Below are 15,677 nucleotides of genomic sequence, written 5' to 3'. Positions count from 1 at the left end.
TCACTTCTGCACCCCGAGACATGTGTCGAGCCGATCGGGGATTTACTTTTCCTTACGGAGGGACACGTTGTTTCCTGGCATTCTCCTTGACGGTCGTTATCGAGTGCTACGAAAGCTCGGAAAAGGCGGTGAGGGCGAGATCTTCGCGGCGCTGGACGAGCAGCGCCGTTGCGAAGTGGCGGTCAAATCACAGTTCCCTCGTACCTTCGAATCAACAACCGCTTACGCCTCCGCCGCTCTACCCATGGAGAACGAGCTCGAGCGGCTCCAGTTCATGCGGCGCGTGCCGGGAATCCCCCGATTGATGGGGAACGGCCACTATGGGCGGAACAGAGGCCGGTACATCGTGATGGAACTGGTCGAGGGCCTTACGGTCGAGTCCTGGATCACCGACCACCACCCCGTTCCGGCGGCTGCGGCTGTGTCGGTCGTCGCCCAGCTCTGCAAGATTCTGGACAGCGTGCACGATGAGAAATACGTGCATCGGGATGTCACGGCGAAAAACGTGATGATGCAGTTCGACGGTCGTGTCCGGCTGCTGGACGTGGGCATCTCCGGCGTGGCCGGAGACATCAACGACGATCCTCGCGGCACTCCCGGTTACGCGCCCCCGGAGCAGTACGACCGGACGGCGGTGCTCGCTCCGCAGGTCGACGTCTTCTCCCTTGGCGCGATGCTGTTCGCAATGCTGGGCCCGGAGCTGCCGTACAGCAGTTTGGAAGGCCCGCCTGACGCCACGACCCCGGCCTTCCCTAAGGGCATCCGCGCCGAGATGCCCGAACCACTCCGGAGCCTCGCGCTCGCCATGGTCTCCGTCGACCCGCGCGAACGGCCGGACGGCGTGGCTGAGGTGCTGGGCTACCTACGACCGATGCTGCCCGAGCCCGGTTCCCCTGCCTCTCCGAAGGCGACGCGCCCCGATCCGACGGCCCCCTACCGCCTCGGGTTGTCCGTGCCGTAATTCGCTCCAGGGCTGCACGGTGCCGGGTCGCCGTCACAGCAGGTACCTCAGACGCTCAACAGCCGCGTCAAGGTCGCTTTCGCCCAGTTCTCCCAGCAGGACTTGAGCCCGATCGATCGCCTCCTCGGCCTCCCGGGGCCGGTCGGCATCCCGGAGCGTGTCCGCGAGCCAGACCAGCGTCCGGGCCTCCCTGCTGCCGTAGGTCATCGACTGGTACAGACTGCGAGCGCGCTCGAAGTCGGCAACGGCGGCCTCATGGTCACCCAGCGCCAGCCGGATCCGGCCCAGGCTGAACAGCACATGCGCCAGGCCGTTGAGATCATCCGTGCCTTCCAGCAGCGTCAGCGACCGCCGGCAGTACTCCAGCCCCGTGTCGTACTGCCCGAGGTCGTAGCGGGCACTTCCGATCCCGTTCAGCGCAGCACCTTGGCCGAGGGGGTCACCGACTTGCTCGAAGGCGGACAGAGCTGCAGTGAAATGCTCCAGCGCCTCTCTTGGGGCACCGCTCTCGCGTAGCAGGACGCCGAGGATGTGGCGCGCCAGAGCGGCGCCCAGGACGTCTCCGTCGTCCTCGCTCACCCGTACTGCTCTTCGTAGTTCACGCGTTGCCCGTGGAAGGTCCGCGAGGCTTCGGTGGGTGCCGGCGAGCATCCGGTGGACCATGGCCACGTCGGCCGGACTGGCCTCGCGACCGGCGGCTTCAAGGGCGCTGGTCAGGTATTTGAGCGCGTCTAGATTGCGCCCGGATCGCCATTGGAAGGTCACCAGGACCATCGACAACAGCCACGTATAGCGGTCGAGTCCGCGCTTCTCGGCCAGCCTGACCGCAGCCGTGAGGGTCGAGTACTCGGCCTCGAACCAGGACATCGCATCCACAGCACGCGCCGGAGTGACCACCTCAAGATTCGAGGCTTCGCCGATCGGCAGTCGACGGCCGGGATCCAACTTCCGGTCACAGGCCCACGCGTTGTGCAGCAGGAAGCGCAGCACCCGCTCCACGACCCGGGAACGCTCGTCTTCGTCTTGCTGGTCTGCCAGTTCGCTGGCGTAGACGCGCACCAGATCGTGCAGGGAGTACCGTTCGAAACTCGGCTCGGTCACCAGGCTCATCCGCATCAGCTCGTCGATCGCGTCGTTAACGCCGATGGCGTCGTCCGGCTCTAGCGCTCGCAGCGCCGCCCAGCTGACTGTCGGTCCCGGATGGACCGCCAACTGCCAGAGGAACTTCGCCGCAGCTGCCGACAGCAGCTTGTGGGACGCCTCCAGCAACAGGCGGACGCTCAAGTTCTCTGACCTCAGGTCGAGTGACCGCAGCCTGGTGCTCTCGTGCCGCAGGTCGCGGACCATGCCCGCGAGCGCCTGGGATGGACGCTCCGCGATCCGCGAGGCCATGATTTTCAAGGCCAGGGGCACACCGGCACAGTGCTCAACAAGGTCACTGATGAACGGAACGGCCGTGCGCATCCGATCCTCGCCCAGTCGCGTACGCAGCAGTTTGGTGGCGTCGTGCCGGTCCAACGGAGCGAGGTTGACGAGCTCGGCTCCCTCCCTGATGGCCAAGCCGTGCAGCTGGCGGCGACTGGTGACGATCGCCGCGCTAGCCCCGAGTCCGGGGAGAAGTGGGCGTACATGGTTCTCGTCGCGTGCGTTGTCCAGGACCAGCAAGACCGCGCGGTCCGCGAGTGCGGTCCGGTAGGCGGAGACCATGCCGTCCATTGTCGGAGTCGCTGGGCGCACCCCGAGATCGTTCAGGAACCTGGCTAAAACGGCGTCGGGCCGCTCAGGCTCGCCTGACGAGAAGCCGCCGAGGTCGGCATAGAGGGTCGCGTCCGGGAAGCTCGCCTCGACATGTACTGCCGCTCGCCCGGCGAGGAAGGTCTTCCCGACACCGGGCATGCCAGTGACCACGGCGAGCCGACTTCGACCGGCCGTCCGGCCCAGCAAAGTCTCCGCGAGCTGATCAAGCTGGGGCTGGCGGCCGACCATGTCGACGGCCTGCGAGGGAAGCTGTCGGGGCTGCGAGCGGGCCGGCGTGGTCGAAGCACCGACAGGCACACTGCTGAGACCCCCCGTCTCGCCGAGGAGCAGCAGGTGAACGGTGGACCGGCCGAACCGATGCCCCCAGGAGGCGAGCAGTGGCTCGACCTGGTCCTGCCTCCCAAGGCTGACCAGGGCACGCACCTTGACTTCGACCAGCCTCTCGTTCTCGGGCCAGCTGGCCAGCCCCGAGTCTGCTCGCTCCAGCGCGGCGCGCGCCTGCCCGCACTCCAATTCGGCGAGTGCACAGGCAGCTGTCGCGTTCCGCAACTCTGCGATGAGTTCGACACGCTTCTGTTCGAACCCTTCGCCTGGCATGTCCTCCAGTGGCGTTCCCCGCCACTCGCCGAGCGCGGACCGGAGCGCCTTGAGTCGGACCGAGGAGTCCTCAGTGGCGTTCGCCGTACGCTGGAAGTCCTGGAAGCGGACGTAGTCGATCTTCCGGGGATCGACGTCGATCTGGCAGAATCCCCGGTCATTCGACTGAGCGATATCTGGCATGGCGATCCGCAATTGAAGAGATGTTTGTCGAATTCGATTGGCGTTCGATTCTTTATCTGGCCACAGGAAGCGCGTGACACTGGCGTGCGAGGCACGGAATCCAGGCGCCATGAGCAGAACGGCGAGAAGTTCGCGGGCTTTAATCGACTTGATCGCGACCGATCGTTCACCCCGCAAGGCAACTACCGGGCCCAGCACGCGTAATTCCATGATCATTATCTCCCAGTCACCCATACCCACACGCCGCTATCGACCTGATCGGCCGGCACTGGAAAAGCATGCCACGGGGCGCCGGGCGCACATTAACGGTCAGCTAACGCTCACGGTTTGGCAGCCACCCGACTCTTCTGCAACGCTTCAAACATTCCACCCCGACCGCTCCAGCGGATCGCCGGAGACGTATGCCATGTATGGCGAAGGTCAAACCCCGAACGGGGACCGAGAGCACCACCCGGGCGGCGGGAAACACACCACCTGAGCAGGGAGAAATCCATGAAGCCCAGACAGCGAAAGCCTACCCAGCACGACACGAGCCGCCCCGCGCGGACCCGGCGGCCCAAGGCAACGGTGCCTCCCCGGCGTCGACGGCGCCCCCGCCCGACACCTCAGCCGGCACCTCAGCCGACTTCGGCCGCACTGCGCGGTCGAGCCTGGAAGCCGGTCTGCCCTACAGCCCAACGGGCCTACGATGCCGAACTGTTCGCCGAACTCGAGTAAGGCCGGGGTGCTGCGGCGACCAGACTGAACCGCGCCGGTCAGCGCGGAAGCGGGGCCGGGGGGAGTGCGTGGGGGGCGAGACCCGGACCTCCCCCCGCGCTTCCGGGGCCGCCAGAATTCTTGATCCGTTGGGGGCGGGTGAGGACGGTTGTCGCCGGACACGGGGGATGATCTTGGTCAGGCAGAGCCCAGCCCACGTGTAGGGGGCTGGGCTCTGAGCCTCGGTGTACGGCTAACCGGTGGTTCGGAGGAGCTTGTCCAGCGCCGTCACTGGGGAACGAGGGCACATGGCGCGGCGCGCATCAAGCGCCTCTTCTCACCGCTGGGTCAGGCCGCTCATGATGCGCCTGCGCATGCCCGGGGTGACGTGGGCGTAGCGGGCGGAGACTGAGCCATCGATGTGTCCCATGCCCTCGTCCATGAGGACCTTCTCGGTGCCCAGGTCCTCCACGTGCGTACGGTGGGAGTGCCGCAGTCCGTGTGGGTGAGGCCCTCCGCGATCGGGAGCCAATGAGAAACCGCCATCGTGGTCTTTGCTGGTCAGCGGGGCTGGTGTGATGTTCGGGTGGGCTGCTCGTGCTGATCGGGAGCGTGATCGTCCGTCACCAACACGGCGCAGCGAAGGGTGAAGGCGATGGCCAAGCCCACGGAGGAGCAGAAGCGGCAACGAGCCGTCAAACGTGCTCTGCGCTCGGCCCTCGATGCCGAGGCGGATGACCTTCGGCGCCGCGAGCGGGATGAACGGTGGAAGCGAGAAGGTACGTGCCTCAGCTGGGCGGAGTACGTGGCTGGTGAGCCCTGTCGCGGTTGCGGGCAGCCCCTACAGGATGGGCTGGGGGACTGGTATCCCCTCATGAGATTGTCCGAGTCGGAGAAGCGCGAGTACGAGGAAGCCAACCAGAGGTTCCGCGAGCGGCACGCCGACTGCCGGGATGCTCGGTGGTCCGTCAGCGGTTCTCGGGTGACGCACTGCTGTTTTTGTTGCCCGTCACCGCCGATGGGACCGAAGCAGATGGAGAAGCTCGCCAGTTTGTTCTCGTCCTGGCCCTCACGGGAGGAGAGCAAGAAGGACCTCGACACTTGGGACCTCACTCTCCGTTGCGACCATGTGGTGCCCCACATTCAGCATCGCGAGCACAGCCACGTTTCCACCCGCGTCGTCGACTGCCCGGAATGTGGCGAGCGTCGCGGAGTAGTGGGCAGTGAGCGGGTAGGGCCGGCGTATCGCGACGACGGGACCATCCGTGAGCGCTCGGCAGCTGATCGAGAGCGGCTCGCCCGGGAACTGGCAGCCGCCGAGGCGAAGCTGACCCGTCAGCAGAAGAGCGCGGCGGCAACCCAACGGCACATCGCCGAGCTCCAGGTTGAGCTCGGGAGCGAGTCTTGATGAGACGAAGCGCAGTCGGCGGCGCCGCGTCATTTCTTGGCATCGCTTTCCATAGGCTGCTGGCCGGGAGCCGTCGTGTATCGCGGTGTCAGGACTCAGCGGCCGAATCACGCCCCGGCCAGTGCTTCGGCGGGGCGACGGCCGGGTCCGTGATCCGGAGCCGGTTCTGCCGGGTCAGGTCGATCGATGTCAGGGCGACGAGACGCTGACCGTCGGCTGTTTCGAGTTCGGACAGGGCGTGGGGAAGGGCAGCGCAGACGGTGGCGATCGCCGTGCCCAGGCCCACCAGGCCACCGTGCTTGTTGTTCTGGCGGTACTCGATGCGATGCAGGCCCGACTGTGCGATGGCCGCCACTTCGAGTGGCCGGCTGAGTTGCTTGGTGTCGTTGGTGATGACGACGTCGAAGTCCTCGGCCTGGGCCCTGGCGTACAGCTCGATGTCCTTCGTGCCCTTCCAGCCCTTGAGGTCATGGACGTGGACGACGTCGTGTGCCTTCAGCAGGATCCGGACGATCTCGGTCATGGGGCGGGGCACGTTCTCGTCGAGCAGCAGTTTCAAGCGACGACCTGCCTGGGCTCGCTGCTGCCGTAGCTGTCGACGTACTCGCTGAAGTCGGCCGCGTCGCGGGCGGCCTCGGCCGTCACCCCTGGGTAGAACTCACCGATCTGGTCCGGTGGGACGCCATCTCTCACGAGGGCTGCGACATCTGACGCGGGGATCCTGGTGCCTTGGATGACCGGTTCGCCGCCTCGGACCGACTCGTCGACCGCCACGTGCTCACGGGGGGTGAGCAGAGCGGGAATGCTGCGGCCGTCCTTGTAGAAGGGAGCGAGCACATCCACCATCTGGTGGATGACCACGTTGCCCCCCTTGATCAGGTCTACGGCGTGGTCGGGCTCGGCCAGATAGATGGTGTCCGGGCCCGCGACGAGTTTGTACGAGGAGAGGTGCTCCCACTCGCCGAGGTCTTCCCGGAGCGTGTTCAACGCACGGCGGATCTTCTGCAACGAAGCCTCTTCGCGCAGCTGTACACAGATGCGGAGTGCGACAACGTCGCGGAACGAGTAGAGGATCGGCCTCTCGCTGGAGATCTCGGGCACGAGCACGGCGCCCTTGGGCCCGGCGGCTCGGCGCCAGTGGGACAGCTGGCGCAGCGTCGCGCCGGAAAGAGCCGCGGCGAGTTTCGGTTCGTACGACACCGCGCGCGCCTCCTTCCGCCCCTGCCGATACGGGCCTGAACGTACCCCATTCTCCTGGAAGCCACTCGGCGCAGAATCCGAGGGACCCATTCAGGGGGCCTGGCACACGTCCGTGGCATTTTCGGCCACTCACCGGCGGCGCCCGGCTGCGCCGCGTAACCTCACGGACATGGAGGCATCAGCATCCGGTGCAGGTCAGGACGTCGGCGAGGGGACGCGACGGCGGCTGGACGCGTACACGTACCTCAGCGCGCGGGAGCGACTGGAGCACCTCGCGATCATGCGGGTCTTCTGCGGAACGCTGCTGGCAGACCTTGCCGTCCCGGACATCATGGCGAAGCTACGCCAGAGCGGTGGTTCCGCCGCAGCGCTCGACGCCGACACTCTCACCATCCGGCTGGAACAGCTGGTGAACTGGGGAAACCTGCTGCGCAGCAGCCACACTGTGAAGGCGTCCAGCATCAGCGAGTACCAGCGTTCTCGCTCGCGCTACCAGCTGTCGAAACTGGGCGAACGCATCCAGCGGGATGCTGACGGGGTCCTGGCCGAGGCCGACGCCGCCCGCGAGGTGAGCAACGAGCTGCTGGCCCTGGTCGAACGCGGGCTGCGGGAGCTGGCCAGCCTCGTGACCGCGCCGGGCAGCATCGAGCCACAGGACGGGCTGGAACGGATCAGCACGCTGTTCGTGCAGTTCACCGAGTTCGCGGACTCCATACGCGACTTCTACGCCTATCTCGGACAGGTGCTGTCCCGCTACGACCTGGACAGTGCCGAGTACCAGGGCTTCAAGGAACTGCTCCTGGACTACGTCGAGGCGATCACGGAGGACGTGGCGTTCCGTGCGCCCCGGATCTCGGCCGCACTGGACACTCTGTGGCCGCGCATCCCGGCTCTGCTGGATCGGCTGGACGCCCACGCCCAGGGACTCACCGGGCTCTCAGCACAGGGCGAAAGTCGCCTGGAGGTCCGGGTCCAGCGCAGCCGGGGCCGCGAACTCGCGGACTGGGAGGGACTGCGCGGCTGGTTCAGCGATACCGACGGCCAGGGCAGCCAGGTCGACCAGCTACGGGACGCCACCCTGCGCGCGTTGCAGTCGCTGCTCGCCAACGCCAAGCGGATGCTGCGGTCGGCTACCGGGGAAATGTCCCGGCGCAAGGATCTGCTGCGGCTGGCTCGCTGGTTCGAGGAAGCGGCGCCGCAGGCCGCCCACGACATAGCCGTCGCCGCCTTCGGTCTCTACGGCGCCCGCCATCTGGGAATACCCCCGGCCACCGACGAGGTGGTGCCCGCCTACACGAGCTGGTGGACCGGTCCGGTGGTCGAGGTGCCGGTGGCCCTGCGAGAGAGAGGCAGCCGCGCCCAGCGGGGCCGGGCCTCCGCGGTGGAGGACCACTCCGCGCAAAAGGAGCGGCTGCGGGAGGCCGCCCGGCAGCGGGCGGCGGCCAGGACAGCGGCGGCGGACGAACTGCGCAGCGCGTCGGGTCGGTTCGCCGACGTGCGACTCACCTCGGCGGCGCTCGGGCTGCTTCTGGAACTGCTGGCCACGGCACTCGGAAACGCTCAGCTCAGGCGACTCGCCGATACGGGCGGGCCTGCGGGCTTCGGTCTCGACTCGGCGCGCAGCGAGGACGCCGAACTGGGCATCCGGCTCACCGTGCTCCGGACGGCGGGCGCACGGACGGTGCTGTACTCGGCCGACGGTGACCTGCTGCTGGACGACCTGGAGCTGGACATCAGCCGTATCGCCGCCGCGATCGACGGTGAAGGCGCCGTCGACGGCGAGGCTGAGGTGAGCGTGTCATGACCCTTCCCTCCACTCACGACGTGGCCTTGGCCGCCGAACGCCGTACCGCCGCCCGGCTGTTGCTCGCCCACCCCCTGGTCGCATCGGACGGCCCGCACGCCGACCTCTTCCCACTGATCCGCAGGCACGCCGACTGGCTGGGCAAACGGTTCCATCAGGTGCTCGGCTACCGCCTGCTGGTCGACAGCTCCTTCGCCCGGCTGTTCAAGGCGGGTCTGGGGGCGGGATCGGGTCACCGCCTCGAACGCTCCACCGGCACCCCCTTCACCCCGCACACGTACGCCTGTCTCGCACTGGCCCTGTCCGTTCTGGTGACCGCGCCCGAGCAGATGCTGCTGTCGCACCTGGTCGCCGATATCAGGGCCGCTGCCGCCGACGCGGGGGTCGAGCTGGAGGAGACGGGTCGGGCTGCCGGGAGGCGGACCCTGGTAGCGGCTCTGCGCCAGCTCGTCGAGTGGGGCGTTCTCATCGAGACCGAGGGCCAGGTGGCCGCGATCGCGCAGGAAGCGGGCGGGGAGGCCCTGATCACGGTGGACCGGGAGCTGGCACGCGTGGTCGTAGCCGGCCCGCTCGCACAGGCCCGGGACGGCGCCGACCTGGTGCGGCGGGCAGCGGACCCGGGGTTCAGCGGGCCGCGCACCTACGTACGCCGGATGCTCGTAGAAACACCTGTTGTCCACCTCGACGAGCTGACTGACGGCGAGCGCGACTGGCTGCGCACCCGGCAGCGCCGGGAAGCCCAGGCTTTCTCCGAACTCCTGGGTCTGGAGATGGAGATCCGCGCCGAGGGCGTGGCGCTGGTGGACCCCGAGGAGGAACTGACGGATCTGCACCTGCCGGGCACCGGGACCGTCGCACAGGCCGCGCTGCTGTTGGTAGAACGGCTCGTGGAGCGGCTTCGGCCGCAGGAACCGGGGCATCCGGCGACCGGCGGGACGCTCGTCATCGGGGTGGCTGTCCCGGACGGCCTGGTGGACGAGGTGCTCGCCGAGCTCATCGCCGAGTACGGGCAGCGCAGCAACTGGCAGCGCGGCTACTTGGAGGACCTTCCCTCCCTGCGGGAGGCCGTGTTGGACCTGCTGGTCCGCATGCGGCTAATGGCCCGCGCAGGGCAGCTGCGCGCCGAGGGAGAAGGGCTGCCGGAGGGGTACGTCGAGGAGGCGTCGGAAGGACGCACGGTGACTGATGTCCATGGCGCACGGCCCGGCGGCGACGGCTGGGTGCTGCTGGCCGCGGCGGCGCGCTACGCCATCCTCGTGACCATGCGCCCGGCTGCCAAGGCTCGCCAAGGAACCGATATGCAAGAGGAGTTGCCGCTATGACCACCGACGCACGTGGCCTCGTTCCGCTGCCGCGTTCCGGCGCCGCGACGACCACCGGCACCCGCTTCCGGCTGCACCGGGCGGGCATCCAGAACGTCTGGCAGTACGACGCTCAGGAGTTCTCCTTCGGTGACGGCCGACTGCTCCTGCGCGGCAAGAACGGCGCGGGCAAGTCCAAGGCCCTGGAGATGCTGCTCCCGTATCTCCTGGACGGCGATTCCCGGGCGCTGGACGCGACCGGCACCGGCCGCACCACACTCCCCTGGCTGATGCTGGACGGGTTCGAGCAGACCAATCGTCTCGGGTACCTGTGGGTGGAGTTCCAGGGCACGGCCGAAGACGGCTGCCACCGTTTCCTGACGCTCGGTGTCGCCATCCGTGCCTCGAAGTCGACGCAGAAGGCGTTGCCGACGTTCTTCGTCACTCCGCTACGGATCGGCGAGGACCTGCATCTGGTCGAAGGCGGAAAGCCGCTGCCGGTCGACCGACTCAAGGAGCTCGTCGGCTCCGACAACACAACCGAGCGTGCCGTCATGCACCGCTCCCGGGTAGCCCGAGACCTGTTCGGCATCACCGACGCGACGCGCTACCGCAACCTCACCCAGCTCCTCCACCGGCTGCGGCGCCCCACGGTCGGGGACCGCATCGAGCACGGGGGCCTGGCCTCCCTGCTGAGCGAGACCCTGCCGGGGCTCGACGAGGACGTGGTCGAGAAGGTGGCACGCAACCTCCACGACCTCGACGCCGTACGCGACGAACTCGGCCGCCTGGAACGCACCGACACGGCACTGCGCACGTTTCTCACCAGTTACCGCGGCTACCTGGCCGGAGTCCTGCGTACCTCCGCGCAACGAGTCAGCCACGAGCTGGGCGTCCTCGCGCAGCGGCGCCGGGCGGCCGGAGACGCCGCACATCGGACGAGCGACCTGCGGACGCAGGAGGAGGAGTCCGAGGGCCGGCTGGAGACCCTGCGCGAGGAGGAACAGGCAGCCCGGACCGACCTCGCCGCCCTGCACGCCAGTCACGCCTACCGCAGCCTGCGCGAACTGTCCGAACGCCGCAGCACGGTGGAGGCGCTGCACACCGCCGCCGAGGCCGCCTTCACCACCCTGCGCAACGCACACGAGGCGGAGGAGAGCACGTCGGAGCGGCTGGCCGAAGGGGTCGAACACCTGGGGAGTCGGCTGGCCGAGCTGGGAACCGAACACCGGGAACTGCTGACGCAGGCGGAGAAAGCGGGACTCCCCACCGGTCATCTCGGCGAGGCGATGGCTCTGTCACGCACCGTCCTGTCCCACTCCACCGAGACGGAGTTGACGACTCCAGACGGGGAGACGCGCACCGTACGGCACCGGTCGGCGGCCCGCGCGGACACAGTCACCACGCGGGAAGGACTGCGGTCCTGGCAGAACCAGCTGGAGGACGCCGAGGCGGTCGCGAAAAACCGGGCCCGGATGGTCCAGGAAGTGAACCGCCTCATCTCACGGGCGGATGCAGCCCGCGCCGGAGCGGCTCAGGCCGATGCCGAGCGGGAACGGCTGGAGGGCGAGGCGGAAGAGGCCGCGAGCCGTCTCGACATCAGCCGTCAGAAGGTCGCCGAGGAGAGCGGCGCCTATGCGGGCCGTGTCGCCGAGTGGGCGGCGCGCACACGGACAGCGCTGGGCTCCGAATGCCCGCCCCTGAACGCCGTACACGCCACTGTCGGCCACGAGACCTCCGCCGACGCACCGTTCACGGACCGCACGCTGCCACCCGACATCGACAGCCAGGCGTGGCGAACCGCTCAGGCTGCACTCGAACCGCACGGCGAGGAACTCACCGAACGCCGGGACGCGCTGGTGCTCAGCGTCGGCCGAATCGGCGAAGAACTCGACCGCCTGGCGGAGCAGAAGCGAAACTGGGAACAACGTACCGATCCTGAGCCGCCAGTCCCGTACCACCGCGTCACTGTGAGGGCGACAGGCAGCGGAGCGCCCTTCTATCGGCTCGTGGACTTCGCGGACGGCCTGGCGCCAGCCGACCGGGCCGGTCTCGAAGGGGCGCTGGAAGCGAGCGGAATCCTGGACGCGTGGGTAGGCGCGGACGGCGTCCTTCTCGACCCTCGCACCCGGGACACCCTCCTTCAGCCCGGTCCCGTGCTGTCCGACGGACGGACTCTCGCCTCGGCTCTGCGCCCTGCCCCCGAACCGGGGTGCGGCGTGACGTCCGAGCGCGTGGAGCGTCTGCTGGCCGCGATCGCGCTCACACCGGCAGCGCAGAACTCCGCAGACAACGCGGTGTACTACGACGGCAGTTGGCGTCTGGGCGTGCTCAGCGGCCGTCACGACAAGGGCGACACCGAGTACGTGGGGGCCGCCGTACGCGCCGAGACCCGGCGGCGCATCCTCACCGAGCTGGAGGAGCGGATCGCGCAGACGGAACAGCGGCTCGCCGGCGTCCGCGAGGAACTCGCCGTAGCCGATGCCATGCGTCGGGCTCTCACGCTCGCGGAACGGGACTTCCCCCGGGCGCAAAATCTCGCGAACTCATGGAGCAGGACCGAATCAGCCGAGAGGACCCTGCGTGACCTGAACGCCAAGGCGACCCGGGCGGCACGGCAGGCCGAGGAAGCCCGTGCTCTCGCGGTATCGGCGCGCGCCGAGGCGGACGCCACCGCGACCGCCCACGACCTACCCGGCGACCCTGATGCCTTGGACCGCGTACGCACCGCACTGGCTGCCCTGCTCAGCGGTGTCGGGCATCTACGCAGGGCGGTCGGCGGCATGGGCGAGCGGCTCGGCGCGAATCAGATGGATGCCGAACGGTACGAACGTGCCCGAGAGGATCGCCTGGCCGCGGAGGAGAGCTACCGGGTCCACCTCACCGGACTGCGCACCGCTGAGCAGGACCTGCGGACCCGCGAAGAGGCCATCGGGTCGTCCGAGGAGGAAATCCTCACCCGCGAGCAGGAGGCCAAGCAGCGCATCGCGAACGCCGTCCGCGCCCTGCCTGGGGCGCAACGAGCCCGCGACGGCCTCCACGACCTGCGCGTGCGCGCGGAAGAGGACGAGAAGCGTCTGCGCGGAACCCTGGCGGACCAGGAGACGGAGGTCATCGACACCGGCAGCGCTCTTCGCGGTGGTCTCGGCCGACCGGAGGTGGTGCTCGGCGCCGGCCTTGATCGGTCCTCGTTGCCCGAGTATGTGTCGGATGATCCGAGCGTGGACGTCCGCAGCCGTCTGCGAGCGCTGCGGGCCCTCGCCGACGCCGTGGAGCAGGCCCTCGGCCGTCCGAGGGGCAAGGTGTCGGACAGCGCCCTGCTTATCCGGCACACCGCGCTGAGGGACCAATTGGCCGGCGGATACGACGCACAACTGGAGGAACGCGACGGGATAAAAGTGTGCCGCCTGGTCGACGACCACGGGTCTCATGACGTCGCGGCCGTGGGCGAGCGGATCGCAGTCCAGGCCGCGGAGGCCCGAGGACGGCTCACCGAACGCGAACGCGAGGTGTTCCAGCGGTTCCTAACCGGCGAGCTGGGCGACCATCTCTCGACACAGGTCATCACCGCGGCGAACCTGGTCTCGGCTCTCAACGACACCCTGCGGACAGTGCGCACCTCCCACGGTCTCGGCGTCGAGCTGCTGTGGAAGCTGGACGAAGACGTGGACGCGGACGTCCGGGCAGCCGTGGATCTGTTGCGCAGTCCGTCGAGCCTCCGGACGCGCGAGGAAACCGAGCAGCTCCGCGAAGTCCTGCAACGCCGGATCGAGGACGCCCGACGGGCCGATCCATCAGCCGGTTACGCCGCCCATCTTCGGATCGCACTGGACTACCGCGACTGGTTCCGCTTCCACACCTTCGTGGTCGAGGACGCGGCTCCGGGCCGCCGTAGAAAACTCACGGGCCGGACCGGGCTCAGCCAGGGCGAGCAGCGGGTGCTCTCCTACCTCGTGCTCTTCGCCGCAGCCGCCGCCCACTTCACCAGCCTCGCCGAATCGGCACCTCACGCGCCACGGCTGATCCTTCTGGACGACGCCTTCGCCAAGGTCGACGAACCCACCCACGGTCGGCTAGGCCGTATCCTCGTCGACCTCGATCTCGACTTCGTCCTCACCAGCGAACGTCTCATGGGCAACTGGCCCGAGGTTCCGTCCCTACACATCTACGAGTGCCTCCGTGATCCCCATGTCCGAGGCGTGGCCACCCTGCACTACACCTGGAACGGCCGCCACCGGCGTCTGGTGTCCGTGTGAGCGCACTACCCACCGCGACGCGCGAATGGCTGACGGGCCCCGGGCTCACCCGGCTATGGGAGAACGTACGCAAACGTCTGGAGAGCAACGGCGTACAGGCCACCGGCTCCCTCAGGCTCACCGCGATGAACCCCCAAGAACGCAACGACCTGTCACTCCTGCTGGGTAAACCCCTCACCGGTGCCGCCGTGACGGTACGGCTTGACGTGCTCGACGCACGACTTCGCGCCTCGGCCGCCGGACTCGGGCTGAGGCAGACCCTGGAGGAAATCGGCCCGCCTCTCACCAACCGCCGTTCCGCCCGCGCGGACGCGACGGCGCGGCGGGAGCAGGTGTGGTCGTCTCTTGCTTCGTCACTGGATGCCTCCCCGCTCACCGGCCAGGAATGGATCCGGCAGTGGTACGACCTGTTGCGCCGGGCCGGCGTTCCGCGAGGGGTGACGCCCGAAGCGGCGGTGTGGACACTCCAGCAGGCGGTCCAGGTCCTCACCACCCTCCTCGGCTCCGAGCGGGGCGGCGCACGCGGCCGAGGTGAACTCGCCGCCATGGCGACCGGCTCCGCACACGGCCTGGACGACGGCACCTGGCTAGCACGCCTCGTCCAACGCGGTGTCGCCCTCGCCCACGGCGCCGAGTTCCCCGACGACGCTGCCGGTCGACGCGCACTGTGGCGGCTGGTGTCCGTCACGCCGGACGAGGTCTCCAGCACGGTGCTGACGTACGGGCTGCGACCCGACGGCGAGGGCTGGCGGGAGCGTGCCCTGCGGGAGCGGGCCGAGCAACACGCCGAAGCCCACCTCACACCGCGCGACCTGCACACCCTGCGGCTACAACTCCCCGCCGGAACACTCATCCGCATCTGCGAGAATCCGCGCGTGGTGGAAGCTGCGGCGGACGCGGCGTGCGTTCAGCCCCTCGTGTGCACGTCTGGCAGCGCCGCCACGGTTGTCTTCACGCTTCTCGACGCCCTCGCTGCCACAAACTGTCGCTTCGCCTACCACGGCGACTTCGACTGGCCGGGGATCGCACTGGCCAACCGGGTCATCCGCCGCTACGCAGCCTCGCCCTGGCGCATGGGCACCGCGGACTACGAGCACCTGGCCGCTCGCAGTCAGGCCGAGGGCATCCCTCAACTGGCGCTCGACGGCGAGCCGGTCAGGGCAGACTGGGACCCAGACCTCGCTCCCGCCATGACCGCCCTCGGCGTCGCACTCCATGAGGAGGCGACCCTCGAACTCCTGGTAGGCGACCTGTCACGCCGGGCGTAGGGACGTCGACGAAATTCAGTTTTGATGCGGGCCAGGGTTCTGGGAGTTGGCTGGCAGCCGGCTACCGGGGCCGCTCTATCGCCACAGCGGCGTCAGGGCCGAGGCCAGCGCCCCAGACCGACGCAGGATCGCTCCCTCTTCGATCGCCTTCGAGGCCGTCGCGCCCCATCTCCCTGTCCCACAGATAGGCGATGGAACCATCCACAGCAGCCGCTGCGTTGATCACCGCAGGGAGGCTTGATTAC

9 protein-coding genes and 1 pseudogene are annotated in these 15,677 nt (G+C 68.4%); 6 read left to right on the top strand and 4 right to left on the bottom strand.

The window, feature by feature from the left end:
* Window positions 1-22: 22 nt before the first annotated feature.
* On the top strand, window positions 23-961 hold the full coding sequence (locus tag OG352_RS23985) for a serine/threonine protein kinase (protein WP_329219674.1): 939 nt from the start codon (window positions 23-25) through the stop codon (window positions 959-961).
* Between the two features lie 33 nt (window positions 962-994).
* Here the strand turns inward: OG352_RS23985 and OG352_RS23980 are convergent, their stop codons facing one another.
* Window positions 995-3,733, bottom strand: a complete 2,739-nt coding sequence (locus OG352_RS23980; protein WP_329219673.1) for an AfsR/SARP family transcriptional regulator — start codon at window positions 3,731-3,733, stop codon at window positions 995-997.
* Window positions 3,734-4,448: 715 nt separating this feature from the next.
* A pseudogene (locus OG352_RS23975) lies at window positions 4,449-4,726 on the bottom strand (LacI family transcriptional regulator); the annotation flags it as partial.
* 502 nt (window positions 4,727-5,228) lie between these two features.
* On the opposite strand from OG352_RS23975, the gene OG352_RS23970 reads away from it, so the two are divergent.
* On the top strand, window positions 5,229-5,603 hold the full coding sequence (locus OG352_RS23970) for a hypothetical protein (protein ID WP_329219671.1): 375 nt from the start codon (window positions 5,229-5,231) through the stop codon (window positions 5,601-5,603).
* 88 nt (window positions 5,604-5,691) lie between these two features.
* Here the strand turns inward: OG352_RS23970 and OG352_RS23965 are convergent, their stop codons facing one another.
* Together OG352_RS23965 and OG352_RS23960 are read right to left on the bottom strand one after the other, a co-directional pair.
* Window positions 5,692-6,162, bottom strand: coding sequence for a DUF5615 family PIN-like protein (locus tag OG352_RS23965; protein WP_329219669.1), 471 nt, complete (start codon window positions 6,160-6,162; stop codon window positions 5,692-5,694).
* The gene (locus OG352_RS23960; protein ID WP_329219668.1) at window positions 6,159-6,803 is read right to left on the bottom strand and encodes a DUF433 domain-containing protein; all 645 of its coding nucleotides are present in this window, start codon (window positions 6,801-6,803) and stop codon (window positions 6,159-6,161) included. The genes OG352_RS23965 and OG352_RS23960 overlap by 4 nt, the downstream gene beginning before the upstream one ends.
* A 169-nt stretch (window positions 6,804-6,972) precedes the next feature.
* On the opposite strand from OG352_RS23960, the gene OG352_RS23955 reads away from it, so the two are divergent.
* From OG352_RS23955 to OG352_RS23940, 4 genes are read left to right on the top strand one after another with little or no spacing between them, the layout of a single operon-like run.
* Window positions 6,973-8,607, top strand: coding sequence for a TIGR02677 family protein (locus tag OG352_RS23955; protein ID WP_329219667.1), 1,635 nt, complete (start codon window positions 6,973-6,975; stop codon window positions 8,605-8,607).
* Window positions 8,604-9,929: a TIGR02678 family protein gene (locus OG352_RS23950; protein ID WP_329219665.1), complete on the top strand. Its 1,326-nt coding sequence runs from the start codon at window positions 8,604-8,606 to the stop codon at window positions 9,927-9,929. The genes OG352_RS23955 and OG352_RS23950 overlap by 4 nt, the downstream gene beginning before the upstream one ends.
* Entirely contained in the window at window positions 9,926-14,164 is a 4,239-nt protein-coding gene (locus OG352_RS23945; RefSeq protein WP_329219664.1) for a TIGR02680 family protein, read from the top strand. Before OG352_RS23950 ends, OG352_RS23945 begins: the two co-directional genes overlap by 4 nt.
* Window positions 14,161-15,432, top strand: coding sequence for a TIGR02679 family protein (locus OG352_RS23940; protein ID WP_329219663.1), 1,272 nt, complete (start codon window positions 14,161-14,163; stop codon window positions 15,430-15,432). The genes OG352_RS23945 and OG352_RS23940 overlap by 4 nt, the downstream gene beginning before the upstream one ends.
* The last annotated feature ends 245 nt before the right edge of the window (window positions 15,433-15,677 follow it).

This window comes from Streptomyces sp. NBC_01485 (genome assembly GCF_036227125.1).
In the GTDB taxonomy this organism is placed as follows: domain Bacteria; phylum Actinomycetota; class Actinomycetes; order Streptomycetales; family Streptomycetaceae; genus Streptomyces.
Note: the sequence above shows the minus strand (reverse complement) of the source record. Positions and strands in the feature narration are given on the sequence as shown.